This window comes from Filifactor alocis ATCC 35896 (assembly GCF_000163895.2).
GTDB lineage: Bacteria > Bacillota > Clostridia > Peptostreptococcales > Filifactoraceae > Filifactor > Filifactor alocis.
The window spans coordinates 359,288-385,056 of the sequence record NC_016630.1 but is presented as its reverse complement, the minus strand read 5'-3'; the positions used below and the strand labels follow the sequence as shown (position 1 = coordinate 385,056).

The following is a 25,769-nucleotide window of genomic DNA, read 5'->3' as shown; positions in this document are numbered from 1 at the left end:
AACATAATAATTTTGAAAAGAGGGATTGATTGTGAAAAAATCGGAATTATTAAATAGTGACTTATCTTATGAAATCTCTAAAATGGGGCATACTCAAACCATATTGATTGGTGATTGCGGATTACCGATTCCAAGCGGTGTAAAAAGAATTGATTTGGCTGTCAAAAGAGGCGTGCCGTCTTTTGCAGATATTTTAGAGACGGTATTGTCCGAACTATGTGTAGAAAAATATATTGTAGCAGAAGAATTACATTTTCAAAACGCTGCTATGGAGCAATATATTAAAAAGACAATGGGTTCAATACCAAGTGAAGTTGTTTCACATGAAGAATTGAAGAAAATGTCTGAACATGTAGTATGTATTGTCAGAACCGGAGAAGCGAGTCCTTATGCAAATATTATATTACAGTCAGGTGTTCAATTTTAAGGAAGAGAGATGAGTATGAGTATATTAAGTCTAAAGAACATTTCAAAAGAATTTCCCGGCGTAAAAGCGTTGGACAATGTTTCTTTGAATGCTTATGCCGGAGAAGCAATGGCTTTGATGGGAGAGAATGGAGCCGGAAAGTCAACTCTGATTAAAATTTTGGCAGGAATTTATACAAGAGATACAGGAAGTGTTTTCATTGATGGAAAAGAAGTAGATATTAGGACAGTAAAAGATTCACAACGATATAAGATTGCTGTAATTCATCAAGAATTAAACTTAATTCCGAATTTGACTGTAGCAGAAAATATTTTTATCGGTAGAGAACCTGTTAAAAAATTTAATATTGTAGATAAGGAAAAGATGATTCGAGAAGCGGGAAAATATTTACAGGAATTAGGAGTGAATATTTCTCCCGAAAGTATTGTTTCTGATTTATCAATTGCCGGACAACAGATGGTTGAAATTGCAAAAGCTATTTCGGAAAATGCTGAAATTATTGTGATGGATGAGCCGACAGATGCATTAACAGATAAAGAGGTAGAAACTTTATTCAAAGTAATCCGTTCTTTGAAGAAACAAAATAAAGCGATTATCTATATTTCCCATAGAATAGGTGAAATTTTTGAAATATGTGAAAAAACAACTATACTAAGAGATGGACAATTGATTGGAGAACGAGAAATTTCTAATTTAACAGAGAACGAAGTGATTCAGATGATGGTAGGAAGAAGCTTAACAGAACAGTTTCCATATATCAAGGTAGAATCGAAAGAAATTATTTTGGAAGTAGAAGAGTTGAGCAATGAATTTTTTGAAAATTTATCGTTTCAATTAAAAAAAGGTGAAGTATTAGGAATTGCCGGATTAGTAGGTTCAGGAAGAACAGAACTGGCAAAAACAATTTACGGAACTTATTCTGCTAAAAGAGGAAATATTCGAATACAAGGAAAATCAATCGATTGTAACAAAGTTTTTTCAGGATTGGAATATGGTATTGCATATGTGTCGGAAGATAGAAAAAAAGACGGTTTAGTATTGTCAATGAGTGTGAAGGAGAATATGAGTCTTTCGTCTATGAAAACATTTAGGACAGTTTTTGGTGTCAATAAGAAAAAGGAAGTAGAGTACTCAGAGCATTTTAAGAAAAAGATGAACATAAAAACACCGAGTTTGGAACAAAAGATAAAGAATCTATCCGGTGGGAATCAACAAAAAGTATCTATTGCAAAGTGTCTTATGACAGAACCTGATGTATTAATTTTAGATGAACCTACCAGAGGGATAGATGTAGGAGCGAAGTACGAAATCTATGAATTGATTAATCAAATGAAGAAAGAACAAAAGGGAATTATTGTGATTTCTTCAGAGATGCCGGAGTTGCTGGGGATTAGCGATAGAATTATTGTTATGCATGAAGGACTGAAAAAGGGAGAATTAGTAAGAACTGAATTTTCACAGGAAAAAATCATGCAGTATATACTTTCATAATAAGGAGTAGATCTAATGTTAAAAAAAATATCGATTAAAAAAATGAAACCGGTGTTAGGTTTAATTTTATTTTCTGTAGTGATTACCATAATTCGTCCTAATTTTATGACATCTGCAAACTTGTTAAATGTCTTAAGACAAACTTCTATTAACGCAATTATAGCTGCAGGGATGACTTTTGTTATTTTAACCGGTGGGATTGATTTGTCAGTAGGCTCTATACTGGCTTTTAGCAGTGCTGTGGGAGTATGGATGTTACAAACGGGAAACGGAATTGCAGTCAGCGTTCTTGTCTGTCTTGTTATCGGAGCACTTGCCGGTTTATTTAACTCCGTTGTAATTACAAGAGGAAATATTCAACCATTTATCGCTACTTTAGCAACAATGACATTGCTCCGTGGAGCAACACTTGTGTTTACCGGCGGAAAACCATTGGCAATTTCTTTTTCCAAAGATGCGATAAATTTAAGCAGTTTATGTATTTTTCAAAAAATCGGATCCGGAAAAGTATTAGGAATTCCTATCCCGATTATCATTATGATTGTAGTATTTTTATTATGTTGGCATATTTTAAGAAATATGGCAATTGGAAGATACATTTATGCAATTGGAGGGAACGAAGAAGCTGCTAAATTATCCGGTTTGAATGTAAAAAAAATCAAAGCGATGGCGTATGTGTTCAATGGTGTTCTTGCTGCATTGGCAGGTTTGATTTTGGCATCTCGGCTTGTTTCTGCACAACCAACTGCAGGTAACGGTTACGAGTTGGATGCGATAGCAGCTGTTGTCCTTGGCGGAACTTCTCTTGCCGGGGGGCAAGGTTCCGTACTTGGTACAATATTGGGCGCTTTGATTATTGGTGTATTGAACAATGCACTGAACCTAATGGATGTATCATCTTATTATCAGATGATTTGTAAGGCTATAGTGATACTGATAGCAGTGTTATTAGATAGAAAAGAAAAATAAGGAGGATATTTTTATGAGAAAGCGTTTAGCATTACTATTAACGGCCATGTTAATGGTAACAATGGTATTTGTAGGTTGTGGGGAAAAAGAAGAAACAAAGTCTGATGTTCAGGCAGAAACTGGGGGAAAAGTAGGTTTAGTAGTATCTACACTGGATAATCCGTTTTTTGTTGACTTAAAAACAGGTGCGGAAGAAAAAGCAGCTGAACTTGGATTGGAATTAATTGTATTGGATTCTCAAAATGACCCTGCAAAAGAGTTGTCAAATGTAGAAGACTTAATTACAAAAGAAGTAAAAATACTTTTGATTAACCCGACAGATTCTGATGCAGTAGCTTCTGCAGTCGCAGCAGCAAACGAAGCAGGAGTTCCCGTTGTTACTCTTGACAGAGGAGCAAATTCCGGAGATGTTGTTACACATATTGCATCTGATAACGTAGCAGGTGGAAAGATGGCAGGAGAGTATATTATTGAACAACTTGGCGGAAAAGGAAATGTTGTAGAGTTAGAGGGAATCCCCGGAACATCTGCAGCTACAGATCGAGGTCAAGGGTTTAATGAAGCAATTGCCGGAAAAGAGATTACTGTAGTAGCAAAACAAACAGCTAACTTCGATAGAACAGAAGGACTTTCTGTAATGGAAAATATTCTTCAAGCTCAACCTGAAATTGATGCTGTATTTGCACATAATGATGAAATGGCACTTGGTGCTTTGGAAGCAATTAAAGCATCAAACCGTGATATTAAAGTTGTAGGATTTGACGCTACCGATGATGCGAAAACTGCTGTTGAAGCCGGAGAAATGTTGGCAACTGTTGCTCAACAACCAAAATTGATCGGTTCTTTGGGAGTAGAAACAGCCGGAAAAATTTTAGCCGGAGAGAAGACAGAAGCAAGCATACCTGTAGAATTACAACTAATTGTAAAAAAATAGTGTTTACTTGTATATCTGATAACAAACAATAATGCTATATTTGCACTATGGCTTCATGAATGAATAGTAATAGAGTAAATTGAAAAGATATCTTGATTGACAGAATATAGTTGTCAATTAAGATATCTTTTTTGTATCAAGATTAAAAAATGGTGTGCAGATAAAAAGTATTTATAGATAGTTTTTAAGATGTTGATATCAATCAGATATTAAATGTGATAATGGATTAAAATAATATGCAAGGAAAAAATCTATAATAAAACATGTATAATCCATACATAATCCACCTAATGTTTATAAAATACAGGTTGATGTAATATATGAACCGGATGATAAGAGTAGAATTTTTTACCTTTTAGTAATTATCTTCTAAATAGAAGTAATTTTTATCTTTGTATTGCCAAGAAATACAACAATCTATGTTGATGTTTTGGATAGATTTAAAAATGCATTTTTCAACATTGGGATTTTGTATTTTTAATGTTGCAATTAAATTTTTGATTTCTTTTCGTTTACTTGAAACCTCATTTTTTGTTACAGTGCATCCACAATCCATAGGAAAAATTTGAATATAATTCATATACTTATGAATATGTTCTTCATAGACATAGTATAGAGGACGAATAATTTCCATATTATTAAAATTGGTAGATTTTAGTTTAGGTAACATTGTTTTAAAACAACCGGTGTATAAAAGATTCATTATAGTAGTTTCATTTACATCGTTGAAATGGTGTCCCAAAGCTAATTTGTTGCAGCCTAATTCTTCGGCTTTTCCATATAATGCACCTCTTCTCATTCTTGCACACATATAACAAGGATTTTCTTTTGCAATTGATGTAGTTACTTCGAAAATATCTGATTGAAAAAAATGTACAGGAATATCCATTGCTTTACAATTTGCAATAAGAGAGGATTCGTTTTCTTTACTGAACCCCGGATTCATGGAAATAAACACAGGTTCAAACGGAATATCGGAGTGGCGATACAATTCTTGCATTAGTTTAGCCATCACAAGGCTGTCTTTTCCACCTGAAATAGCAATAGCAATTCTATCGTTTTGTTGAATCATTTCAAAATCAATGATTGCCCGAATAAAGGGTGACCACAGATATTTTCTGAATTTTTTAATTAAGGCTCGTTCCATTTCTTTTGTAGGAATTGGAAGACTTGTATTTGTATTCATCACATAATATATCCTTTCTTTTGTTGTGCTCTTTTTGTTTCTGCTATTTTGTGTTATTTTGGTTTTCTTCAATTAGATTTGAAATAAATTAATTCAAAGAGGTCTTCATTGTAACATAAAAGAATGAATTTTAAAATATATTTAGAAACAAACAGTTCATCTTATTATCTGATAGAATTGCATGAAATCATTATTATTTTAAATTGCAATTCATATTCTATATTATTGTTCTCGCTAAGGCATTACACATTTTTTCTCTAAACTTGATAAAAAAGAGATCGAGATACATTTTCAAATTCCTGGTTGTGAAGGGTTTTAGTAGTTTTTGTAAAGGTATTATATTGTTGATAACTTAGTAGATTAAATTATAGTTTTTTATAATGATTAAATTATTGTATTACATCATGTATATCACAAATATATGCTTCAAAAATTATAAACTTTGTGGATAAGATTGGACTTTACCATGCAAATTTTTTTGTGTGTTTAAGATTTATGTTTAGACTATGTTATTTAAAAAAATGAATTTCATAAATGAACATTTTAGAGAACTAAAGTATCATTATATTTGATATCTGCAATTTTTTTTTGAAATATTATAGTGATAGTATCGTTTTTGGTATACAAAGATTTTATTTTGTAATACAATAAAGAGATAAAATTTATAGTGGATTTTTATGTAACAATTACAAATTGTTGACAATATAGATAAATTATCTTTGATAACAGGATAAGATTTTTTGTAACAGAATGAAAGGAAAGGTATTTTGATATGAAACCTGAATTAATCAATCGTATTAATGTTCTTGCACATAAATCCAAAACAGAGGGTTTGACTGAGGACGAAAAAATAGAACAGCAACAGCTAAGAAAAGAGTATTTGGATGCTTTTCGTAAAAACTTTAAAAAGCAGTTAGATAATATTGAGATAGAGTATAGAGACTGATTATTTTTGTGATTTTTTAAATATATTGTAAAAATTTAGGAGGTTACACTTGAGTATAAGAAAAACAGACCTTTGTCATGGGGTTACTTTTAGAAAAATAGATTGTACCCAATTTAAGACTAATATAATAGAGGTTTATTTTAGGAAAGAGTTATCTAGGGATGATGTCACACAAAACTCTTTGGTTCCCTATGTGTTGAAATCAGGCACAAAAAATTATCCTACAGATATGAGACTTTCAAAACACTTACAGGAGTTGTATGGAACAAAATTAGGAATCTCTGTATCTAAGGCCGGAGAAAATCAGGTGATTGGATTTAAGATGAGTTTTGTACGAGAAGAGTTTTTAGAAGAAAGTATTTTGGAGTCGGTAATTTCTATTCTTTCCGAAATTATTTTTTCACCGGTTTTAGAGGATGGAGTTTTCTTACGTAAATATGTAGATACAGAAAAAGAAGTGCTTAAGGAATCCATTTTAGCAAAAATTAATGATAAAGGACATTATGCAAAGGAAATGTGCATTGAAAAAATGTGTGAAGAAGAGCCTTACGGAATTGTTGAGGAGGGCTATCTGGAAGATTTAGATGAAATTACTCCTGAAACTTTATATCAACAATATCAGAATCTCCTCTCTTATTCTTTGGTCGATATTGTGGTAGAAGGGACCATGGATTTTGATAGAACTGTAGGGTTAATTCAACAATATTTTTCTTTTCCGACAGAACGAAGTTTTGTGTTAAAAAATGAAGTTGTAGCAAAAACTGTGGAAACTGTTAAGGAATATGAAGAAACAATGGATATTGAACAAGGAAAATTAGTAATGGGGTTTCGAACCAATCGAAGTATAAGAGATGATGATTACTATGCATTGTTGATGTATTCTGTTATTTTGGGGAATGGTTCTTTCTCTAAATTATTTCGAGTGGTTAGAGAAAAATATAGTCTATGTTATTCAATTGGTACATCTTTGGAAAAATTAAAGGGAATTATGTTTATTCAAACCGGAATCGACTCAAAAAATAAGGCGCAGGTAATGAGATTGATTCAAGAACAAATGAAAGAGATGGAGATGAAAAATATCTCTGAAGAAGAGATATTACAAGGGAAGAAATTAGTAATAAACGGTTTTAAAAGTGTGAAAGATAGTGTTATGGGACTTTGTGACTTTTATTATTTTCAAACTTTGCATGGGAATGAAAAATCTATCGAAGAGATTATAGACTCTATTCAAAGTGTAACAGTAGAAGAAATAGCGAAAGTTGCACATGATATTCAGTTGGATACTATTTTTTTCTTAAGAGGCAAGGGAGAGGTAAGCAATGAAACAACATAGTATGATGAGTCGTCTAAAAGAGGAAATTTTTCATAAAAAATTATCAAATAACATGGAGTTGTTTTTTATGAAAAAAGAAGGATTTACTAAAAAATATGCTGTGTTTGCAACAAACTTTGGCTCAAATGATTTAAGTTTTGTCAGTCCTCATACAAAGGAACAAGTTACAGTAAATGAAGGAATTGCCCATTTTTTAGAGCATAAAATGTTTGAACAACCGAATGGGACAGATGCGTTTGAGAAGTTTTCTGAAATAGGAGCAGACGCGAATGCGTTTACAAATTTTGATATGACAGCATATTTGTTTTCTTCTACTGATTTTTTTTATGAAGGATTGGAACATTTGATTTCTTATGTGCAAACACCATTTTTTACAAAAGAAAATGTAGACAAAGAAAAAGGAATTATTGCACAGGAAATCAAAATATATCAGGATAATCCGGTGTGGGTGCTGTTTTTTAATGCATTAAAAGCAATGTATATTAACCACAATAATAGGATTGATATAGCAGGAACAGTAGAGAGTATTTATAGAATTACTCCGGAAGAGCTATACACTTGTTATAACACTTTTTATTCTCCATCTAATATGGCTTTATTTGTGATTGGAGATTTAGATTGGAATGACATAGTAAATACGGTGGAAAAAACGGTAAAAAATGATCTTGCATTTGAGGGGAAAGTTCATCGTCTTGAGAAGAAAGAGCCAAATAAAATCAGTCAAAAAACGATCGTACAAAAATTTCCTGTATCTATTCCAATGTTTATGATTGCATTTAAGGAAAAGATGGATGGGGAACATAGAGGAAAAGATTTGATGAAAAAAATGATTTCGACAGAAATCATTTTAGACTTGTTGTTCCGTAAAGGGAGTGAATTGAATGAAGAGTTATACAATGAAAATTTGATTTTCTCTACTTTAGATTGTGAATATAATGCAAGTAGAAATTACGGATATACTTTAATATCTGCAGAAAGCAGAAAAGTAACTACTGTTATTCAAAAAATTATGGATTGTATTGGAAAATCAAAGAAAATCGGTTTAAATCAAGAAGATTTTGATAGAGTTAAGAAAAGCAGGATAGGAAGTTATATCAAATCTTTTGATGCAATGGAAGGGTTGGCAAATAACTATGTGTCCTATTATTTTCAAGGGATGGATTGGTTTGAGTACGGAGAAATATTGGAGGAAATTACTCTTGAGTTTTGCCAAGATAGATTAGAGCAACATTTTGTGGAAGATATGAAAGTAGTATCTTTTATTAATCCTAAGGAGTAAGTGTTGACATATTTCAATGAGGATATATTTTGGATGGGGAGTTGTATGATTTATGGATCCGGTTGCATTTGAGATTTTTGGATTAGAAATAAGATGGTATGCGATATTTATTACTTTTGCAATGTTGTTAGGTGTATTTTTGGTTTCTAAACAAGGTAAAAAAGAAGGATTTGTAGAAAATGACTTGATGGATATTTTTCTTTGTGCATTTCCTCTGTCTATTATAGGGGCAAGATTGTATTATGTTTTGTTTCGATATTCTGTTTATAAGGGAGATGTTCTTTCTATGTTAAACATCAGACAGGGAGGATTGGCAATTCATGGAGGTTTGATAGGTGCTTTTATCGGCGGATACTTCATTGTCAGAAAATATGGACTGAATTTGTGGAAAACACTTGATTTGTATGTACCCTATCTTGCATTAGGACAAGCCATAGGAAGATGGGGCAATTTTATGAATCAGGAGGCACATGGGGGACCTACCGATTTACCATGGGGAATTATGATAGATGGAGTGAGAGTACATCCTACTTTTTTATATGAGTCTATTTTGGATTTTGTGTTATTTGTATTTTTGATTTATATTAGAAAAAATAAGAAATTTGACGGACAGATGATATCAATATATTTAATAGTGTATTCCATAGGACGATTTTTTATTGAGGGATTACGAACTGATTCTCTTATGATAGGTTCATTTAAAATCGCTCAGACTGTCAGTGTGGTTCTCATTATTGTGGGGTTTGGAATTTGGATAATGAGAAAGAACAATGAGTTAGACGGAGCCTATGTAAAAAGATGTTAACTATAGCGGGATTTATAGATGTTTTCGTGAAATTGAATTTATGAGGTGGAAGGATGGATTTTTTACACAAACCGGTCATGTTAAATGAATGTATTGATATGTTAAATATTGTTCCAAGTGGAATATATGTAGATGGAACTTTAGGTGGTGCAGGACACTCTCTTGAAATTGTAAAAAGATTAGATTCCGGGAAATTGATTGCTTTTGATCAAGATATAGAAGCAATTAAGAATGCAAAGATAAAATTAAAATCTTATGAGGATAAAGTGATACTCATTCACGATAACTTTCGTAATATAAAAAAATCATTAGAAGATATTGATATCTTTCGTATAAATGGGTTATTATTAGACTTAGGAGTGTCCTCTTATCAGCTGGATTCTCCGGAAAGAGGTTTCTCTTATCGTTATGATGCACCATTGGATATGAGAATGAATCAAAGTTCACAAATCAGTGCAAAATATATTGTAAACACATATTCTGAAGAGGATTTAAAAAGAATCATTAGAGATTACGGAGAAGAAAAATGGGCAAGTAGAATTGCTCAGTTTATTGTGGAAGAAAGAATGAAAAAGCCAATTGATACAACCGGAGAGTTAGTTCAAATTATAAAAGCGGCGATTCCAAAAAAAGCCAGAGAAGAAGAACAACATCCCGCTAAGCGCACCTTTCAAGCTATACGAATTGAAACAAATCATGAATTAGATGTGATTCATGATGTTTTGGAAAGTGCAGTTGAGTTGCTTTTACCGGGTGGAGTTATTTCTGTAATTACATTTCATTCTTTGGAAGATAGGATAGTAAAGAACTTTTTTAGAGATGAATCGACAGGGTGTATTTGCTCGCCGGAAATTCCAGTTTGTGTATGTAACCATCAAGCAAGGTTAAGGTTAGCGCATAGAAAACCGCTTGTGCCAAGCGAAGAAGAATTGCGAGAAAATCCTCGCTCACGCAGCGCAAAGGTAAGAGGAGCGATTAAGTTATAATTGGATATAAATAGATAAGAGGAAGTGAGTTTATCTTGAGAAAAGAAAGCAAAAAAAATATTGTTTCGAAAAAACAGAATGAAAAGAATCCATATCGAAACTCACAAAGTGAAGCTTATCATAAAATGAAAGAAAAAATGCAGAGTGAAAAAAGCGGAGTTTCGTTGAATTCAGATAATATTTCAGGGAAGAAGAAACAAAAAAAAGGTCTGAAGAAAATTTTTCGAAAAAAAAAGCATGTTAACAAAGGCAGTCTGGTAGATAATAGTTCCAACTTAGATAATGCTGTAACTCTAAAAAATAAAAAAAGTTCAAAAGAAAATATAAAATCAACAGAAATGCTTCATTCAGGAAAGACTGATTTGAAGAGAAGAGGCATTATTCAGGAAAGAAGGAACAAAAACAGGAAAGTAATTTCAAAGAGCAGAAAGGTAACATCCCTTATTTTTTTTGTTGCTCTGTTAGTTTCATTTGTATTTGTTATTTTAATTTATCGAAATACCCAAATTGTTAAGTTGAAGTATGATATTAATGAATTAAACAAAGAATTATTAAACTTGCAAAATGAAAAAGAAATATTGGAAGTGCAGATGGAAAGCAATAATCGAAGCGATGTGATTGAGAAGCGTGCCAGAGAACAGTTGGGAATGGATTATCCCAAAGAAGATAAAATTACTTACATCAAAGTAAATTAATGATTAATTTGTGTTTGAAACGGAGATTGCTTTAGTTATGAAACAGATAGAACAGAGAAAACAAAGAGATTTTCGGTTAAAAATAACAGTCATCTTTTTTTCGGTGATTGTATCTATTTTAGTGGGAAAATTGTTGTTGGTTCAAGTAATAGATTCTAAGAACTATTCCAGTAAAGCAAGCTATCAACAATACAGAGATGTTGAAGTGAAGCCCAAAAGAGGGAATATATATGACAGAAACGGGAAAGAATTAGCAGTGAGTGTATCTACTTATGATGTATATGTAGAACTTAGTTATGCAAAGGAATATGATAAGCAAGAAAAAAAATTAAAGAAATGGGAAGATGGAGAATGGGAAGAGTTTTCTCGTAATGTGGGAGGCATATTAGGAGAAGATTCGAACAAAATTTTGGAAAAAGTGAGACAGAATCAAGATAAGTCCAGATTTATTTTGATGAAAAAAATTGATTATGCAAAAAAATTGGAGTTGGATAAATTAAACTATAAGGTGCTGTTCTATGAAGAAAGCAAGAGAAGACTTTATCCTTATGGAAAATTTGCATCTTACATTCTAGGCCATACCTCCAAAGATAATGTTGGGTTAGCAGGAATTGAAGCTTATTTTAATAAGGAACTGAATGGAATTCCGGGAAGAAAAATTGTCCTTAGTGATGCTAAATCAAGAGAATTGGAAGACCATTCTATTCGTTATCATGAACCTGTGAATGGATACCATGTTGTTTCAACGATAGATGAAGTCATTCAGCATTATGTTGAAAAAGCAATGGAGCAGTCTTACATCGAAAATAATTCAAAAAGATCTATGGCAATTGTAATAGATCCTAAAACAGGGGATATTTTGGCGATGGCCGCAAAGCCGGATTATAATCCGGAAACACCTAATGAATTGTATTATTATAGATTTCGTGAAGCGATGAGCAATGCAAAGACAAATGAAGAACAGTTAGAAGTGCTTAATTCCATGTGGAGAAATCCTATGGTTAGTGACTTATATGAACCGGGATCTGTATTTAAGGTCATTACTGCCAGTGCCGGCATAGAAGAAGGGGTGGTAACACCGAACTCTACTTTTGTAGACAAAGGATATGTTGAAGTTGCAGGTCAAAAATTATCCAACTGGTCGAAAAAACCTTTTGGGACAATTGATTTCAGAAAAGCTGTAGGGCAGTCCGTTAATACTGTCTTTATAGAAGTAGCAAAAAGACTTGGTTCTGAAAAATTTTTAGAGTATATTTATGCGTTTGGGTTTGGAAAAAAGACAGGGGTTTCATTGCCGGGCGAAGCGGAAGGGCTTATTTATTCATTAGATAAATTAGGGCCGGTTCAACAGGCTACAATGTCTTTTGGGCAAAGTATTTCTGTGACACCGATTCAAATGGTCATGGCAGTAAGTGCCGTAGCAAACAATGGTGAATTGATGAAACCCAGATTAGTCAGAGAAATAGTTTCTGATGATGGTGAAATTATACAGCGGTTTGAACCTGAGGTAGTTCGTAGACCGATTTCAAAAAAAACAAATGAGACTATGTTAGAGTTGTTAGAAAATGTGGTTAAAAAAGAAGGTGGAAAAAAAGCGGCAATTTTTGGTTATCGTATTGCCGGAAAAAGTGGTACAGCACAAAAGGTTATCGATGGAAAATATCCAAAGGGCTACTATATCTCCAGTTTTGTTGGTATTGCACCGGTGGAAGATCCAAAGGTAGTTGTTCTTGTTATCACTGATGAGCCACATGGTCAGCATGGATTCTACGGAGGTGGAAACTCAGCACCTTTTGTCGGAATGATATTACAAGACACGCTGAGATATATGGGAGTTACTCCGAATGCAATTGTAAGTAATAACACAAATATCGAAAAAGTTGATATTCCTGAAGTTCGAAATATGACATTCAAAGAAGCGAGAGTATTATTAAATTCTCATCACTTAAAATATACGATAGATGTTGATTCTGCGAAGGATGATACTTTAGTTGTAGATATGTTCCCGAAAGCGGGGGAGACAGTCCCTATAGGCTCAAGTATTGTTTTATACTTCGAAGGGAAGAAAATGGATGAAGTGTTAATGCCTAATTTAATAGGAAAAACGGTTTCGGAATCACAAAAAATTGTCAATTCTTTAGGTCTTAGATTTAATTTTTCCGGAAACGGAAAAGCAATCAAGCAGTTTCCTGAACCAAATAAATTAGTAAAAAAAGGTTCTATGGTAAATGTCAAATTTGAAGATTCGTCTTCTTCTAAACCATCGTCGAATGAGAAATCAGGTTCTTCAGAGACAAAAGAGAATCTTATAGAACAAAATAAGAATACAAAAAAAGATTCATCTGAAACTAACAATAGTAGCGATGCTAACAGTCTGGAGAATAGGGAAGAAGATATGCCATCCGTCATTCGAATGAGCAATTAATCCAAGTGTTAGAGATATCAAGAGAGGAAAACTGTTATGAATATATTAAAATTTTCACAGATTGTTGAATGGACAGAGGGTGTTGTTTTGGGAGATAGTATGTTTTCAGAATCTATCTACAGTATTACAACAGACAGTAGAAAAGTGAAACAAGGAGATCTGTTTATTGCTATCAAAGGAGAACATTTTGATGGAAACCATTTTGTAGATATGGCTTTAGATAACGGTGCTGTAGCTGTGCTTTCAAGCATTTCTCATAAAAGCCCCAGAGTAATTACAGTTCCTGATACCGTGAAAGCTTTGGGAAAACTGGCATCTGGTTATCGAGATATGCTGGATATTCCTGTGATATCTATTACAGGCAGTAGTGGAAAAACAACAACAAAAGATATGATTTTCTATGCTTTGAATTCACAATGTAATGCATATCGAACAGAGGGAAATTTTAACAATGAAATAGGGATGCCTTTAACAATATTAAATTCTGATGAAGAGCATGATGTAATGATTTTAGAAATGGGGATGTCTTCACTTGGTGAAATAGAATATTTATGCTCTATCGCAAAACCTAATATAGGTGTCATTACTAATATCGGGACAGCTCATTTAGAACAATTGGGTTCTCAAGAAAAAATATTTGAAGCAAAAATGGAAATTACGAGTTTTATGCATGAAAAAGATATTTTGCTTGTCAATGGGGAAGATAAATTTTTAAGAAATCTTGATAAGGATGTATATCAACCTATGATTAAAACATTTGGTTTTTCGAATTCTTGTGATTATTTCTGTAAAAACTACGATTACAGAGAAGATTCTACTGATATTTGCGCTATGATTGATGGACTTGAAGTAAATTATACAATTCCATCTTTAGGAAAACATAACATATTGAATTCTTTAGCAGCGTTGGGAGTTGCGTCTGTTTTGCAAATGGATTTACAAAAAGCTGCGAAAAGCCTGATAGATTTTCAACCGTCTAAACTAAGGATGCAAATTGAAAAAAAAGATGGTATTACGATAATAAATGACAGTTATAATGCAAATCCGGATTCCGTGAAATCGGTGTTGAGTATTTTGGCAGAAAAAAACAATGTTAGAAGAATTGCTATTTTGGGAGATATGTTGGAATTAGGGCGCGATTCTGATAAATATCATAGACAGATAGGCGAATGTGCAGCTCATTCTTGTGATATTTTGATAGGAATCGGGATGTTTTCCGATTACATGAGAGAAGGAGCATTAGAGCACGGTATGGATGAAGGTTTTTGTTATTCGTTTCGTACACAGGAAGAATCGGTCACTACCATCAAAGACATTATGAGGGTAGGTGATGTTGTATTGTTAAAAGGATCGCGTGGTATGGCAATGGAGAAGTTGATAGATTTGATATTTTGATGATAGGGAGTGTATGGAGTGAGTATTGTTTTTGCATCGATAATTTCTTTTGTTATTGCGGTATGTTTAGGTCCTGTTGTTATTCCGGTTCTAAGAAAATTAAAATTCGGTCAAACAGAACGAGAGGAGGGACCTGAAAGTCATCAAATTAAGTCAGGAACACCAACGATGGGAGGATTTATTTTTATTATTCCCATCACTATTGTAACATTTTTAATCGGTGGATTTTATATTGATACCGTACTGCCTGTTCTTGCTCTGTTATTATTTGGTAGTATCGGTTTTATTGATGATTATATTAAGGTAGTAAAGAAACGAAATTTAGGACTTCATGCATATCAAAAAATAATATTACAATTTACTTTTGCGATGGTTGTTTCTTTATTGGAAGTAAAATATTCTTCTTTAGGAACATCTGTATATATTCCTTTTTCAAATAAACTATGGGATATGGGATGCCTTTATATTCCTTTCCTTGTTATTTTATTGATTGGTGTCAGTAACAGCGTGAATTTGACAGACGGTTTGGATGGACTGTGTACTTCCGTTACTATTTTAGTCATGTTATTTTTTGGAGTTTTATCTAACTGTATGCATAGTATGGGGCTTGTGTCTTTTAATGTGGCTGTGTTGGGTTCTTGTCTGGGTTTTTTACTTTACAACAAATATCCTGCTAAAGTTTTTATGGGAGATACCGGATCTATGGCTTTGGGAGGAGCCGTTGCAATCAGTGCGATTATGTTGCATACTGCACTAATTCTTCCGTTTGTTGGCATAATATATATGCTTGAGGCATTATCTGTTATTGTTCAAGTTGTATCATTTAAAACAACAGGTAAGAGGGTATTTAGGATGTCTCCTTTGCACCATCATTTTGAGCTTGGCGGATGGAGTGAAGTTAAGGTCACTATAGTGTTTACTACAATTACTTTTATTTTTTGTATAATAGGATGGTATGGATTGGCAGGAGTATGTTTTTAGGGGGATATGAATGAAAGAGAACAATAAATTTTTGATGATTGGGCTTGGAAAAAGTGGATTGGCAATGATTGATTATTTGGATTCTTTGGGAAAAAATATACTAGCATATGATAATAATAAAGATTTAAAGATACGAATCCAAGACTATAAAAATGTGGAATTTTATATTGGAAAAAATCCAAGTGGAGAAGAGATGGTAGATCAAGTGATTATTTCTCCGGGAGTACCTACAGATTTACCTTTTGTGAAAAAATTTATTGATAGAGGAATTGAAGTCATTGGAGAAGTGGAATTTGCGTATCGTCATACCAGAGGTACTTTTGTTGGAGTTACGGGAACAAATGGAAAGACGACAACCACAACGTTATTAGGGGAGTTTTTTAAAAAATACGGATTAGACACAAAGGTTGTTGGAAATATCGGAAATCCTGTTATTGAAGCAGTTAGAAATGCTGACGAACATACATGGTATGTATCAGAATTGTCCAGTTTTCAATTAGAAATGATAAAAGAATTTAAGTGTCACATTGCAGGGTTTTTGAATTTAACACCGGATCACTTGAATAGACATGGCTCTCTAAAAACTTACGGTGAAATGAAATCAAATATTTTTAAGAATCAAACAAAAGACGATTATGCCGTTTTAAATTACGAAGATGATTACGTATGTCATTTAGGTGAGAAACTACCTTCAAAAGTATTGTATTTTTCTACAAAAAGGGAGGTGCCTTTTGGAATTTATTTGAAAGAAGGTTATATCTATGAAAATATAACAGGAATCACAAATAAGTTGTTTGATAGAAAAAATGTTTTGCTTGCAGGGAATCATAATATGGAAAATGTTTTGATGGCGATGTGTATGGCATATTGTGCAAACATTTCTTTTGATTGTATGAAGTCTGTTTTATCAAATTTTGAAGGGGTAGAACATAGACTGGAATTTGTAGAGATGATTGATGGAGTTAGATACATTAATGATTCTAAAGGAACAAATCCGGATGCATCTGTAAAAGCGGTAGAAGCTTTCGAAAAAAACATTATTTTAATTGCAGGAGGAATGGATAAAAAAGTTCCCTTTGATAAGTTTGTAGAAACATTTACCGGAAAACATTTAGGAAAGGTAAAAAAACTAATTCTACTCGGAGAAACAAAAAATATAATCAAAGATTGTGCTCAAAAGCATGGATTCGATTCTGTGGACTTAGTTAATAATATGGAAGAAGCTGTAGATGTTGCACATCAACAAGCGGAAGGTGGAGATATTGTATTATTATCTCCGGCATGTGCGTCTTGGGATATGTATGATAGTTATGAAATAAGAGGAGAAGATTTTAAAAATAGAGTATATGCTTTACGTTAGACAAATAGGAGTTGTATGGGATGAAAAAAAGGCGTCAGGGAGAAATGGATAAAACAATATTTTTATTGGTTACTATCATTGTTATGATAGGAGTAATTATGGTTTATAGTTCCAGTTATATACAAGCATATTATTCAAATAGAAAAATGTATCATTTTTTCTTGTCAAATTTTGTGTATGCAGTAATAGGGTTTATAGGGATGCTTCTTATTTCCAAACTTCCATACACATTCTATCGTTCAGATTCATTTGTTTTTGGTTCAGTATTGACAACACTACTTTTATTATTAGGTACACTTGTGTTCGGAAAAAATATCAATGGATCTACAAGATGGATTCAAGTAGGAAGGTTTACTTTTATGCCATCTGAGTTGGCGAAAATGGTATGTATTCTATATCTATCGAAGGTATGTTCTATTCGAAAGCTAAATATTAATAATTTCATCAATTTACTTATTATTTTAGCAATTCCTGCTTTATTTGCTGTTTTGATTGCTTTACAACCTCATATTTCTACAACAATCACCCTGTTGGTGATTATAGCATATATATTAATAATAGCAGGAATTTCCGGTAGATATATTGCAGTCATATTAGGTTTTGTATCAGTTGCATCTATTTCTTTAATAGTAGTTTCTTCCTACGCAAAATCGCGTATACTTGCAATTCTCAGTCCATCTATTACAGGGAGCAGAGCAGAAGTTCAGGTTTTAAATTCTCTATATGCCATTTCAAGTGGTGGTTTTTTTGGAAGAGGGCTTGGGAACAGTATTCAAAAATATTTGTACTTGTCTGCATCTTACAATGATTTTATTTTTTCAGTGTATGCAGAAGAATTTGGATTTATCGGCTCTGTAATCTTGATTTTATTATTTTTTATCTTGATTCTTCGCTGTATACAGTTGGTGAAACTTGCTCCGGATAAATTCAGTTCTTTGTTGGTATGTGGAATTGTTGCTCAAATAGCTTTCCAATTCACTGTCAATGTTGCAGTTTCTTTGTCATTAATGCCAACTACAGGAGTACCATTACCGTTTATCAGTTTCGGAGGGACTTCTTTGGTAATATCGATGGCATCGATGGGAATTGTGTTGAATGTTTCAAGATATGGTAGACGAATAAAGATTTCAAGAGAGTTACAAGAGGTAAAGGAGTAGGAAAATGAAGGTAATTGTATCCGGTGGAGGAACAGGAGGACATATTTATCCGGCAATTTCTATTGCAAATGCTTTTTGTAAATATGTAGATGATATTGAAATTTTATATGTTGGAACAAAGAGTGGACCGGAATCGGAAATTGTTCCAGATAGCGGTTATCCCTTTGAAGGTATTGAAGTAAAAGGCTTTTTGAGAAAAATTACAATTGAAAATATAAAGAGAATTTACTTGGCTTGGAGAGCAACAAAAGATTCTATGAGGATTATGAACTCTTTTAAGCCGGATATTGTTGTTGGTACCGGTGGTTATGTTTGCGGGCCTGTGTTACGAGCTGCAAAAAAATATGGTGCCTTTACTGCTATTCATGAACAAAATTCCTTTCCGGGGTTGACGAATCGTATTTTATCAAAGAAGGCAGATGTTGTATTTTTAGGTTCAGAAAAGGCAAGAGAACACTTTCATACAAATAAGGAAGTGTGTTTTGTAGGAAATCCTGTTCGAGATAGGGTTTTTGATTTGACGAGAGAAAGTGCCAGACAATTACTGGATATGACTCCGGATGAGATTATGATCTTATCAGTGGGCGGTTCCGGAGGAGCTGAAAGTTTGAATGATGCTTTTTTAGGTGCACTGCCTTACTTATTAGAAAAAAATATATCTTTTTTACACATTACCGGGAAAGTTCACTATAGTTATTTTATGAATTGTGTCAAAGGATATCAATTTTCTAAAAATCAGATATTTAAACCCTATGAAAAGGATATTTTGTTATATATGGCGGCAGCAGACTTGGTAGTTTGTAGTGCCGGGGCGACTACCTTAGCAGAAGTCAATGCTATGGGTAAAGCTTCGATTGTTATTCCAAAATCGTATACTGCTGAAAATCATCAAGAATATAATGCTAAGTTCATCAAAGAAAAAAAAGCCGGTGAGTATATTCTTGAAAAAGAATTAAATTCACAAGCTTTGGTAGATAAAATCATGAAAATTATTTCTAATGGTCCGTGTAGAAAAGAGATGGAACGAAACAGTGCAAGTATGTTTCCTTCAAACCCTGCAGAAAGCATTGTGAAAAAGATTATGGAAAAGCTGTCTTAGTGAGTATGATTTATAAGGAACATTAATATGGATAAAAGAACAAATAAAAATAGTACAAATGAAAGTAATGTGGTGTTTTTATCAGAGGAAACCTTGATTTCAGATAAAAACAAACAAAGCATCACCAATTCGGAGGATTCAAATAGCAAAAAATCTATAATGGATCTTTTAGACGAGAAGAGTTATGTAAAAAAAGTTCAGATTATAATTTTTATATTTTTAATAGGGATATTGCTTTTTCTATTTTCTCCTATTTGTAAATTGAAGATGATTGTAGTTTTAGGAGATAACACACTGACTCAGGAAGAATTGATTAAATTAGGAAAAATACAGACAAATAGAAGTATTTACCTTATATCAACATCGGCGATTGAATCCAGATTGACTGAAAATCCTTATGTGAAAAATGCAAATATTACAAGAAAATTTCCTAACAAATTGATTGCAGATTTAAATATGCGAGAGGAAGTTGCTACTGTGAATTTTGAAGAGGGATTTGTTATCATTGATCATACCGGGTATATTTTGAAAATTGAACAGGATGTAAGCAAGATAGTGAAACCTTTGATTACAGGAGTTAGTAGTAATAAAGGGCTTAAAGTTGGACAGGTGTTGCCTTCCTCTGAAGAAAATGATTTTAGAATGATTTTAGAATTGATTTCAAATATCCAAAATGCAGGATTGATTCAAAATATTTCAGAAATGAATTTGCAGGATCCTAAAAATATTTATATGATTACTACTCAGGGGTTAAAAGTATTACTTGGAGACGGAGAAGATTTGACTTATAAGTTGATGCAATTAAGTCCTATATTGGTAGATTTGCATACAAAAAATATTACTTATGGTACGATAGATATGAGATTTAACAGTTATCCTGTCTATAGGGAGAATTGAGACGATGAAGAATAATATTGATCGATTAAAAAACAGCAAAACAGTGAGTCGTTATATTCTTTTTTTCTTTAGTGTCATTATTGGAATCGGAGTGGCAATGCAAATAAATATTGCAGAAAAATACACAGGTTCTACTACTACTTCACAGAGAATTAGGATGCTTCAGATAGAACTGAAAAATTTAAAGCAAAAAAGAGAATCCTTAGAAGCGGAACTGACAGAATTAGAGCAACAACTTATTGAATTGAAAGAAAGCGATAAGAGTGGTGAAGATGTTGAACAAAGTCTAAAAGAAGAAATTGATAAGTATGAAAAAATTATTGGTTATAAAAAGGTATTCGGTTCAGGTGTTGAAATAGAGCTGACAGAATCTATAGGACAAAATAATTCTGCTTTATTGACCAATTATGAATTAATTTTGGCAATTATCAATAAATTAAATGCGGCTGGAGCTGAAGCGATTTCATTGAATGAAGAAAGGTATGTCCTAACGAGTCATCTTGAAGTTGTAGAAGGGCAACTTAAAATGAATAATACTGTTATAAAAATGCCGGTTGTTATTAAAGCCATTGGTGATATGGATACCTTGGAAGCAGCAATGAATTTTAGATATGGCATTCTTTGGGAAATGAGAAATTATTATGGAATTGAAGCCCAGGTAAGGAAAAACGAATCTATTGAAATACCGAGATATACGGGGTTGATAGAATATAATTATGCAGAAACTGTTAAAGAGTGATTTGTATGCAAATAAAAAGCTTGAAGAATAATTTAATACTGTTTTTTTCGTTCTTTTTAACAATGGTGATTGTGGCTCAAATTAGAATAATAGAAGATCAATACCTCTACACAAGTTTGAAAAGCATTAAGGTTATGGAAGATGATCTTAGTATAGAAACAGAGGAATTAACACACTTGCATCAGTTAAAAGAAGAAAAACAGAAAGAGCTGCATGCTTTTCTAAACATAAAAAAGCCAGAGAAATCTTCTGAGCTGCTAAACGAGATACTATTACGTAGAAAAATGCAAGCCGGATATCAAAAATTACAAGGGAAAGGTGTTATCATAGAGTTGATGGACAGCGAAGAGGAAGCTGGAGATGGAGAGAATCCGAATAATTTATTAATACATGATCAAGACATATTAATTTTATTGAATGATTTGAAAGTGGCGGGAGCAGAAGCATTGTCTGTCAATGGACAAAGAATTGTTGCAAGAAGCGAAATAAAGTGTAGTGGCGCTACAATTACCATCAACGGAACTACTTATGGTCAGCCTTTCATTATAAAGGCAATAGGAGATCCGAAACAATTAGAAGCAGCAGTCCTCTCTCCGGATTCATATGGTGATATTTTGCAACAATTGTATCATATCAGATTAAAGACGGAGATAAAGGATTTTGTTGAAATCGGGGCATTCGAAAAGGAATAAAAGGAGGTTGTAACTAATGGTTTGGGCTGTGATTGGAATTTTATTGGGTGTGATTGTAGGAAAATATTTACCATTTACATATCCTGATAGTTATTCTTTATATATTTCTGTAGGGATTTTGGCAGCGATAGATTCTATATTTGGAGCTGTGAGAGCATCAATGGAAGAAAAATATGATAACGAAATTTTTGTGACAGGTTTTTTGTCAAACGGAATCTTAGCATCTTTTTTATCTTATCTTGGAGATAGAATGGGAGTACCATTGTATTATGCGCCTATTTTAGTGTTTGGGGGCAGATTATTTGAGAATTTTGCAGTGATTAGAAGATTAATTCTAAAAAGATTAAAAAATCATTAAAAAATTATAAGAATAAAGTGGAAAAGAAATATGAAAAGTATTGACTATGTCCATATTTTAAGATAAAGTGATAGGTAATAAAGTTTATAGATTAGACTTCTATTCTTGAGGAGGCCGTGAAATAAGATGGTACAATTAGATATGAAAGATAATGTAAATAGTGAGGTTATAAAGGTAATTGGAGTCGGTGGCGGCGGGGGAAATGCTGTTAATCGAATGATACAAGCAGGTATCGTCGGTGTAGAGTATATCACTGTCAACACTGATGCACAGGCACTGTATAAATCTGAAGCAACTACCAAATTACAGATTGGTACGAAGTTAACTAGAGGATTAGGAGCCGGAGCTGATCCGGAAATCGGAAGAAAAGCAGCTGAAGAGACAATTGAAGAAATTAAGTCGGAACTTGCAGGAACGGATATGGTATTTATTACTGCCGGGATGGGTGGTGGAACCGGGACGGGAGCTGCGCCGGTCATTGCAAATGTCGCTAAAGAAATGGGAATTCTTACAGTGGGAATTGTGACCAAACCTTTTTTCATGGAAGGAATGCAAAAACTGCGTAAAGCAGAAAAAGGCATTAAAGAATTAGAAGAAAATGTAGACACTTTGATTGTCATTCCAAATGATAAAATTTTAGAAATGAGTGCTAAAGATACTCGTTTGGATGATGCTTTTGAAATGGCTAATCAAGTTTTGAAGCAAGGAGTTAGAGGAATTACAGATATTATCAAAGTTCCGGGAATTATCAATGTTGATTTTGCCGATGTTAGAAATACCATGGTAAACAAAGGGATTGCTCACATGGGGATTGGTAGCGCAAAGGGAGAGAATCGTGCATTAGAAGCTGCTAAGCAGGCGATATTTAGTCCTTTACTTGAGACAACGGTTAAGGGCGCAAAGGCATTGTTGTTGAATGTTACAGCACCTAAAGATTCTTTCACGGTTAGTGAATTTCAAGAAGCTTCCCAGTTTATTACCGAGAACGTTGAGAGAGAGGATGTTGAGACTATCATCGGAACAGCTTATAGTGATGATGAAGATGATAAAATTGTGATTACTGTAATAGCTACAGGATTTGACGATGATGTGGAAATGATTTCGAAAGAAGTATTTTCTAAAGGAAAAGAATCAGATAAGAAACAGAATGTGGAGTTAGTAGATACATTTACGGAACCGCAAGTGTTTAAAATTCCTGATTGGATGAAGGGGAAAAAATAGTGTTTTTAAAAAAAGGAGAATGTTTCTCCTTTTTTTGTCATATAAAAAATTCATTTGGAGGGAAAATATGAAATGTCCGTTTTGCAATTCAGTTGATTCTAAAGTTGTAGATTCCAGACATACAGATGAAAATAATGCAATTAGAAGAAGAAGAGAGTGTGAAGTATGTAAACGTCGCTTTACAACTTATGAAAAGATAGAGGAAATTATTCTAATCGTTGAGAAAAAAGATAAGACAAGAGAATATTTTGACAGAGAGAAAGTGTTAAGAGGGATTGTTCAATCTTGTCAAAAGAGACCTGTATCGTTTGAACAAATGGAAGAGATTGTAAACGATGTGGAACGAAGTTTATTTCATTCTATGAAGAGAGAGGTTAAAAGTGAGTTGATTGGAGAAATGGTTATGAATCATTTAAAAGATCTGGATGACGTAGCCTATGTACGTTTTGCTTCTGTGTATAGAGAGTTTAAGGATTTGAATTCTTTTCAAAAAGAGTTAGAGCATATATTACAGGAAAAAGAGAATAAGTAGTTATAGATGGCGTTTATCAGATAAAAGAATTGTTTGAAAGAAAAGGAATGGTGACATTGAAGTTATTTACAATGAGTAGTGTATCAGATGTAGATGCGTTGAAGGTTAGAAACAGTGAGAAAGAATTCTACCGATATATGTCAGATAAATTGAAAGGATATGGTTTTACTAAGGTAGTTTCCTTTCCGTATGTATATAGTGATTTTATCTATATCCATGAGGGACGTGTAGGTTTATTTCGCTTTATGGACACAAACGAAGATACGTTTTCTATTCTTTCGGAAGAGCTCTTAGAGATAATGGAAGAGGAGATACAAAAAGCTAAAGATACTTTGAATTGTAACAACATTTCTTTTGAAATCCCATACTACTATATCATGCCATATGTAGATTTAGCAGAATTTGGGTTGGAAGATAAAAGACGATATATTATTGATAAATACATTTTTGAACGATTAATTAATAGTGAAGAATTATTTGACAACTATTTAAGTTGTACTTTTTCTGAAGAAGAAATAAATTGTTTTCAATTGACTATGATGAAAGATTATTACATTTTTAAAAAATCTACGGATTTAAGAAGCGGAAAAGGTAATTTGAGCGATATTAACTATTTTTATAGAAATCATGAGTATAAGGCGATATTTATGGATTCTGTGGAGATAAAACATATCAATTCCATAAAATATGGAAGGACTTTAATAGAAGGTTCTTCCGGAACAGGCAAAACAACGATTTTATTTAACAGAGCGATAAAGTTATCGAAATTATTCCCGAATGATGAATTTATCTATATTACTTTTAATAAGCAATTGGTAAATAAATTAAAAGGGATACTGGAAATGAAAAACTTGAAAATTGATAATTTAAAAATCATCAATTTTCATCAGTACATTTTGCAACTCGGGAAACCATACGGACTTAATATGCCAATAAGCAAAGGATTTAAGACTTTTGATACAGAATTTTTGAAGATATTTAAGAAAATATCTCAGATTTATAAAAACAAACGTATTTATCGCGGAATATTTTTGGATGAATCCGAAAATTTTTCTGATATAGAGATTGATTTTTTGTTAGGGAGTATTTATACAAAAAAGAGTTTTTTTATTGTTTCACAGGACAAGTCAAAAGATATTCGAAATTCAAGAAAATCTATTTGGAAAGATATTGATCAGGTAGATTTTGATGAAATTATTTATTTGAAAACAAATTATAGAGCATGTACCAATATAAACAATTCAATTAACACATTTATTGATCAAGCAAGAGATTATGTTGAAAAATATTACGGTATGGGATTAGAAGAATATGCTAAAAAGGGATATACCAAGATAAAAAATGTTGGTTTGTCAGGATATTTTTTGACAAAAGATATTAATGATAGCCTTAGGATTATTTGTAAACAAATTACCATGTGTTTGGAGCAAGGGTATCGCTACTCAGATATTTGTATTGTCTATCCTTTTAATTCTAAAAAGATGAAAGGTAACAATTATGTTTTTTATCAATTTTTGATTAAGAATATGCTGAAGGAGCAGGATATTCCATTTTTAATTGCAACGGATGAGATGACCAATATGACGAATAAGATTGGTGTTACCTTATCTAACGTATATACTGTTTCAAATTTAGAATTTAGTGTTGTGTTTTTTTTAGAACTGGAAAGTGTTGAATTGTCTTTTCGGAAACATATTTTAGAAGAACAAATTTTTTTGCAAGAATTTAACATTATTTATACTATTTTAAATCGAAGTTTAGAAAGATTATACTTATTTATAGAAGATAGAGAATCTGATTTGAATAAGAATCGTTGGAGTCAGATGATAAGGGAAAGTTTTTTTAAGTTAGAAGAATAAAGG

The 25,769-nt window shown here is 32.7% G+C and carries 24 protein-coding genes; 23 read left to right on the top strand and 1 reads right to left on the bottom strand.

Features of this window, described 5'->3' with window-relative positions:
* Window positions 1–31: 31 nt before the first annotated feature.
* From rbsD to rbsB, 4 genes are read left to right on the top strand one after another with little or no spacing between them, the layout of a single operon-like run.
* Window positions 32–427, top strand: a complete 396-nt coding sequence (rbsD, locus tag HMPREF0389_RS01700; protein ID WP_014262015.1) for a D-ribose pyranase — start codon at window positions 32–34, stop codon at window positions 425–427.
* Window positions 428–442: 15 nt separating this feature from the next.
* Window positions 443–1,918 carry a sugar ABC transporter ATP-binding protein gene (locus tag HMPREF0389_RS01695; protein WP_330360502.1) on the top strand — a complete coding sequence of 492 codons (1,476 nt, stop codon included), beginning with the start codon at window positions 443–445 and terminating at the stop codon, window positions 1,916–1,918.
* 15 nt (window positions 1,919–1,933) lie between these two features.
* Window positions 1,934–2,887 carry an ABC transporter permease subunit gene (locus HMPREF0389_RS01690; protein WP_014262013.1) on the top strand — a complete coding sequence of 318 codons (954 nt, stop codon included), beginning with the start codon at window positions 1,934–1,936 and terminating at the stop codon, window positions 2,885–2,887.
* 13 nt (window positions 2,888–2,900) lie between these two features.
* A complete protein-coding gene (gene rbsB, locus HMPREF0389_RS01685) occupies window positions 2,901–3,821 on the top strand; it encodes a ribose ABC transporter substrate-binding protein RbsB (RefSeq protein WP_014262012.1) in 921 nt (306 codons plus the stop codon).
* Between the two features lie 355 nt (window positions 3,822–4,176).
* Here the strand turns inward: rbsB and HMPREF0389_RS01680 are convergent, their stop codons facing one another.
* Window positions 4,177–5,007: a tRNA 2-thiocytidine(32) synthetase TtcA gene (locus HMPREF0389_RS01680; RefSeq protein ID WP_014262011.1), complete on the bottom strand. Its 831-nt coding sequence runs from the start codon at window positions 5,005–5,007 to the stop codon at window positions 4,177–4,179.
* 772 nt (window positions 5,008–5,779) lie between these two features.
* Here HMPREF0389_RS01680 and HMPREF0389_RS08835 point away from each other — a divergent pair.
* The 19 genes from HMPREF0389_RS08835 (at window position 5,780) to HMPREF0389_RS01590 (ending at window position 25,766) form a co-directional block, all read left to right on the top strand.
* Window positions 5,780–5,953, top strand: coding sequence for a DUF896 domain-containing protein (locus tag HMPREF0389_RS08835; protein ID WP_014262010.1), 174 nt, complete (start codon window positions 5,780–5,782; stop codon window positions 5,951–5,953).
* A 49-nt stretch (window positions 5,954–6,002) separates the two neighbouring features.
* Window positions 6,003–7,286: an EF-P 5-aminopentanol modification-associated protein YfmF gene (yfmF, locus tag HMPREF0389_RS01675; RefSeq protein WP_014262009.1), complete on the top strand. Its 1,284-nt coding sequence runs from the start codon at window positions 6,003–6,005 to the stop codon at window positions 7,284–7,286.
* Window positions 7,273–8,565, top strand: coding sequence for an EF-P 5-aminopentanol modification-associated protein YfmH (gene yfmH / locus HMPREF0389_RS01670; protein ID WP_014262008.1), 1,293 nt, complete (start codon window positions 7,273–7,275; stop codon window positions 8,563–8,565). Before yfmF ends, yfmH begins: the two co-directional genes overlap by 14 nt.
* 52 nt (window positions 8,566–8,617) lie before the next feature.
* Window positions 8,618–9,370: a prolipoprotein diacylglyceryl transferase gene (gene lgt / locus HMPREF0389_RS01665; protein ID WP_014262007.1), complete on the top strand. Its 753-nt coding sequence runs from the start codon at window positions 8,618–8,620 to the stop codon at window positions 9,368–9,370.
* Window positions 9,371–9,423: 53 nt separating this feature from the next.
* Entirely contained in the window at window positions 9,424–10,356 is a 933-nt protein-coding gene (gene rsmH / locus HMPREF0389_RS01660) for a 16S rRNA (cytosine(1402)-N(4))-methyltransferase RsmH (RefSeq protein ID WP_014262006.1), read from the top strand.
* Between the two features lie 35 nt (window positions 10,357–10,391).
* On the top strand, window positions 10,392–11,051 hold the full coding sequence (locus HMPREF0389_RS01655) for an FtsB family cell division protein (RefSeq protein ID WP_041250748.1): 660 nt from the start codon (window positions 10,392–10,394) through the stop codon (window positions 11,049–11,051).
* A 37-nt stretch (window positions 11,052–11,088) separates the two neighbouring features.
* Window positions 11,089–13,476 carry a PASTA domain-containing penicillin-binding protein gene (locus HMPREF0389_RS01650; protein WP_014262004.1) on the top strand — a complete coding sequence of 796 codons (2,388 nt, stop codon included), beginning with the start codon at window positions 11,089–11,091 and terminating at the stop codon, window positions 13,474–13,476.
* Between the two features lie 36 nt (window positions 13,477–13,512).
* The gene (locus HMPREF0389_RS01645; RefSeq protein WP_014262003.1) at window positions 13,513–14,871 is read left to right on the top strand and encodes a UDP-N-acetylmuramoyl-tripeptide--D-alanyl-D-alanine ligase; all 1,359 of its coding nucleotides are present in this window, start codon (window positions 13,513–13,515) and stop codon (window positions 14,869–14,871) included.
* Between the two features lie 18 nt (window positions 14,872–14,889).
* Window positions 14,890–15,852: a phospho-N-acetylmuramoyl-pentapeptide-transferase gene (mraY, locus tag HMPREF0389_RS01640; RefSeq protein WP_014262002.1), complete on the top strand. Its 963-nt coding sequence runs from the start codon at window positions 14,890–14,892 to the stop codon at window positions 15,850–15,852.
* A gap of 10 nt (window positions 15,853–15,862) precedes the next feature.
* Complete coding sequence (gene murD / locus HMPREF0389_RS01635) at window positions 15,863–17,212, top strand: UDP-N-acetylmuramoyl-L-alanine--D-glutamate ligase (RefSeq protein ID WP_014262001.1); 1,350 nt, start codon at window positions 15,863–15,865, stop codon at window positions 17,210–17,212.
* A 20-nt stretch (window positions 17,213–17,232) separates the two neighbouring features.
* Entirely contained in the window at window positions 17,233–18,369 is a 1,137-nt protein-coding gene (locus HMPREF0389_RS01630; protein ID WP_014262000.1) for an FtsW/RodA/SpoVE family cell cycle protein, read from the top strand.
* 4 nt (window positions 18,370–18,373) lie between these two features.
* Window positions 18,374–19,468 carry an undecaprenyldiphospho-muramoylpentapeptide beta-N-acetylglucosaminyltransferase gene (gene murG, locus HMPREF0389_RS01625; protein ID WP_014261999.1) on the top strand — a complete coding sequence of 365 codons (1,095 nt, stop codon included), beginning with the start codon at window positions 18,374–18,376 and terminating at the stop codon, window positions 19,466–19,468.
* Window positions 19,469–19,495: 27 nt separating this feature from the next.
* Window positions 19,496–20,365 carry a cell division protein FtsQ/DivIB gene (locus HMPREF0389_RS01620; RefSeq protein WP_014261998.1) on the top strand — a complete coding sequence of 290 codons (870 nt, stop codon included), beginning with the start codon at window positions 19,496–19,498 and terminating at the stop codon, window positions 20,363–20,365.
* A 4-nt stretch (window positions 20,366–20,369) separates the two neighbouring features.
* Complete coding sequence (locus HMPREF0389_RS01615; protein WP_014261997.1) at window positions 20,370–21,104, top strand: DUF881 domain-containing protein; 735 nt, start codon at window positions 20,370–20,372, stop codon at window positions 21,102–21,104.
* Between the two features lie 5 nt (window positions 21,105–21,109).
* A complete protein-coding gene (locus HMPREF0389_RS01610) occupies window positions 21,110–21,796 on the top strand; it encodes a DUF881 domain-containing protein (RefSeq protein WP_014261996.1) in 687 nt (228 codons plus the stop codon).
* 16 nt (window positions 21,797–21,812) lie between these two features.
* Window positions 21,813–22,154, top strand: coding sequence for a small basic family protein (locus tag HMPREF0389_RS01605; protein ID WP_014261995.1), 342 nt, complete (start codon window positions 21,813–21,815; stop codon window positions 22,152–22,154).
* A 126-nt stretch (window positions 22,155–22,280) separates the two neighbouring features.
* Window positions 22,281–23,375 carry a cell division protein FtsZ gene (gene ftsZ, locus HMPREF0389_RS01600; RefSeq protein ID WP_014261994.1) on the top strand — a complete coding sequence of 365 codons (1,095 nt, stop codon included), beginning with the start codon at window positions 22,281–22,283 and terminating at the stop codon, window positions 23,373–23,375.
* 67 nt (window positions 23,376–23,442) lie between these two features.
* On the top strand, window positions 23,443–23,907 hold the full coding sequence (gene nrdR, locus HMPREF0389_RS01595) for a transcriptional regulator NrdR (RefSeq protein WP_014261993.1): 465 nt from the start codon (window positions 23,443–23,445) through the stop codon (window positions 23,905–23,907).
* Between the two features lie 56 nt (window positions 23,908–23,963).
* The gene (locus HMPREF0389_RS01590; RefSeq protein WP_169308501.1) at window positions 23,964–25,766 is read left to right on the top strand and encodes a DEAD/DEAH box helicase; all 1,803 of its coding nucleotides are present in this window, start codon (window positions 23,964–23,966) and stop codon (window positions 25,764–25,766) included.
* Window positions 25,767–25,769 lie beyond the last annotated feature (3 nt).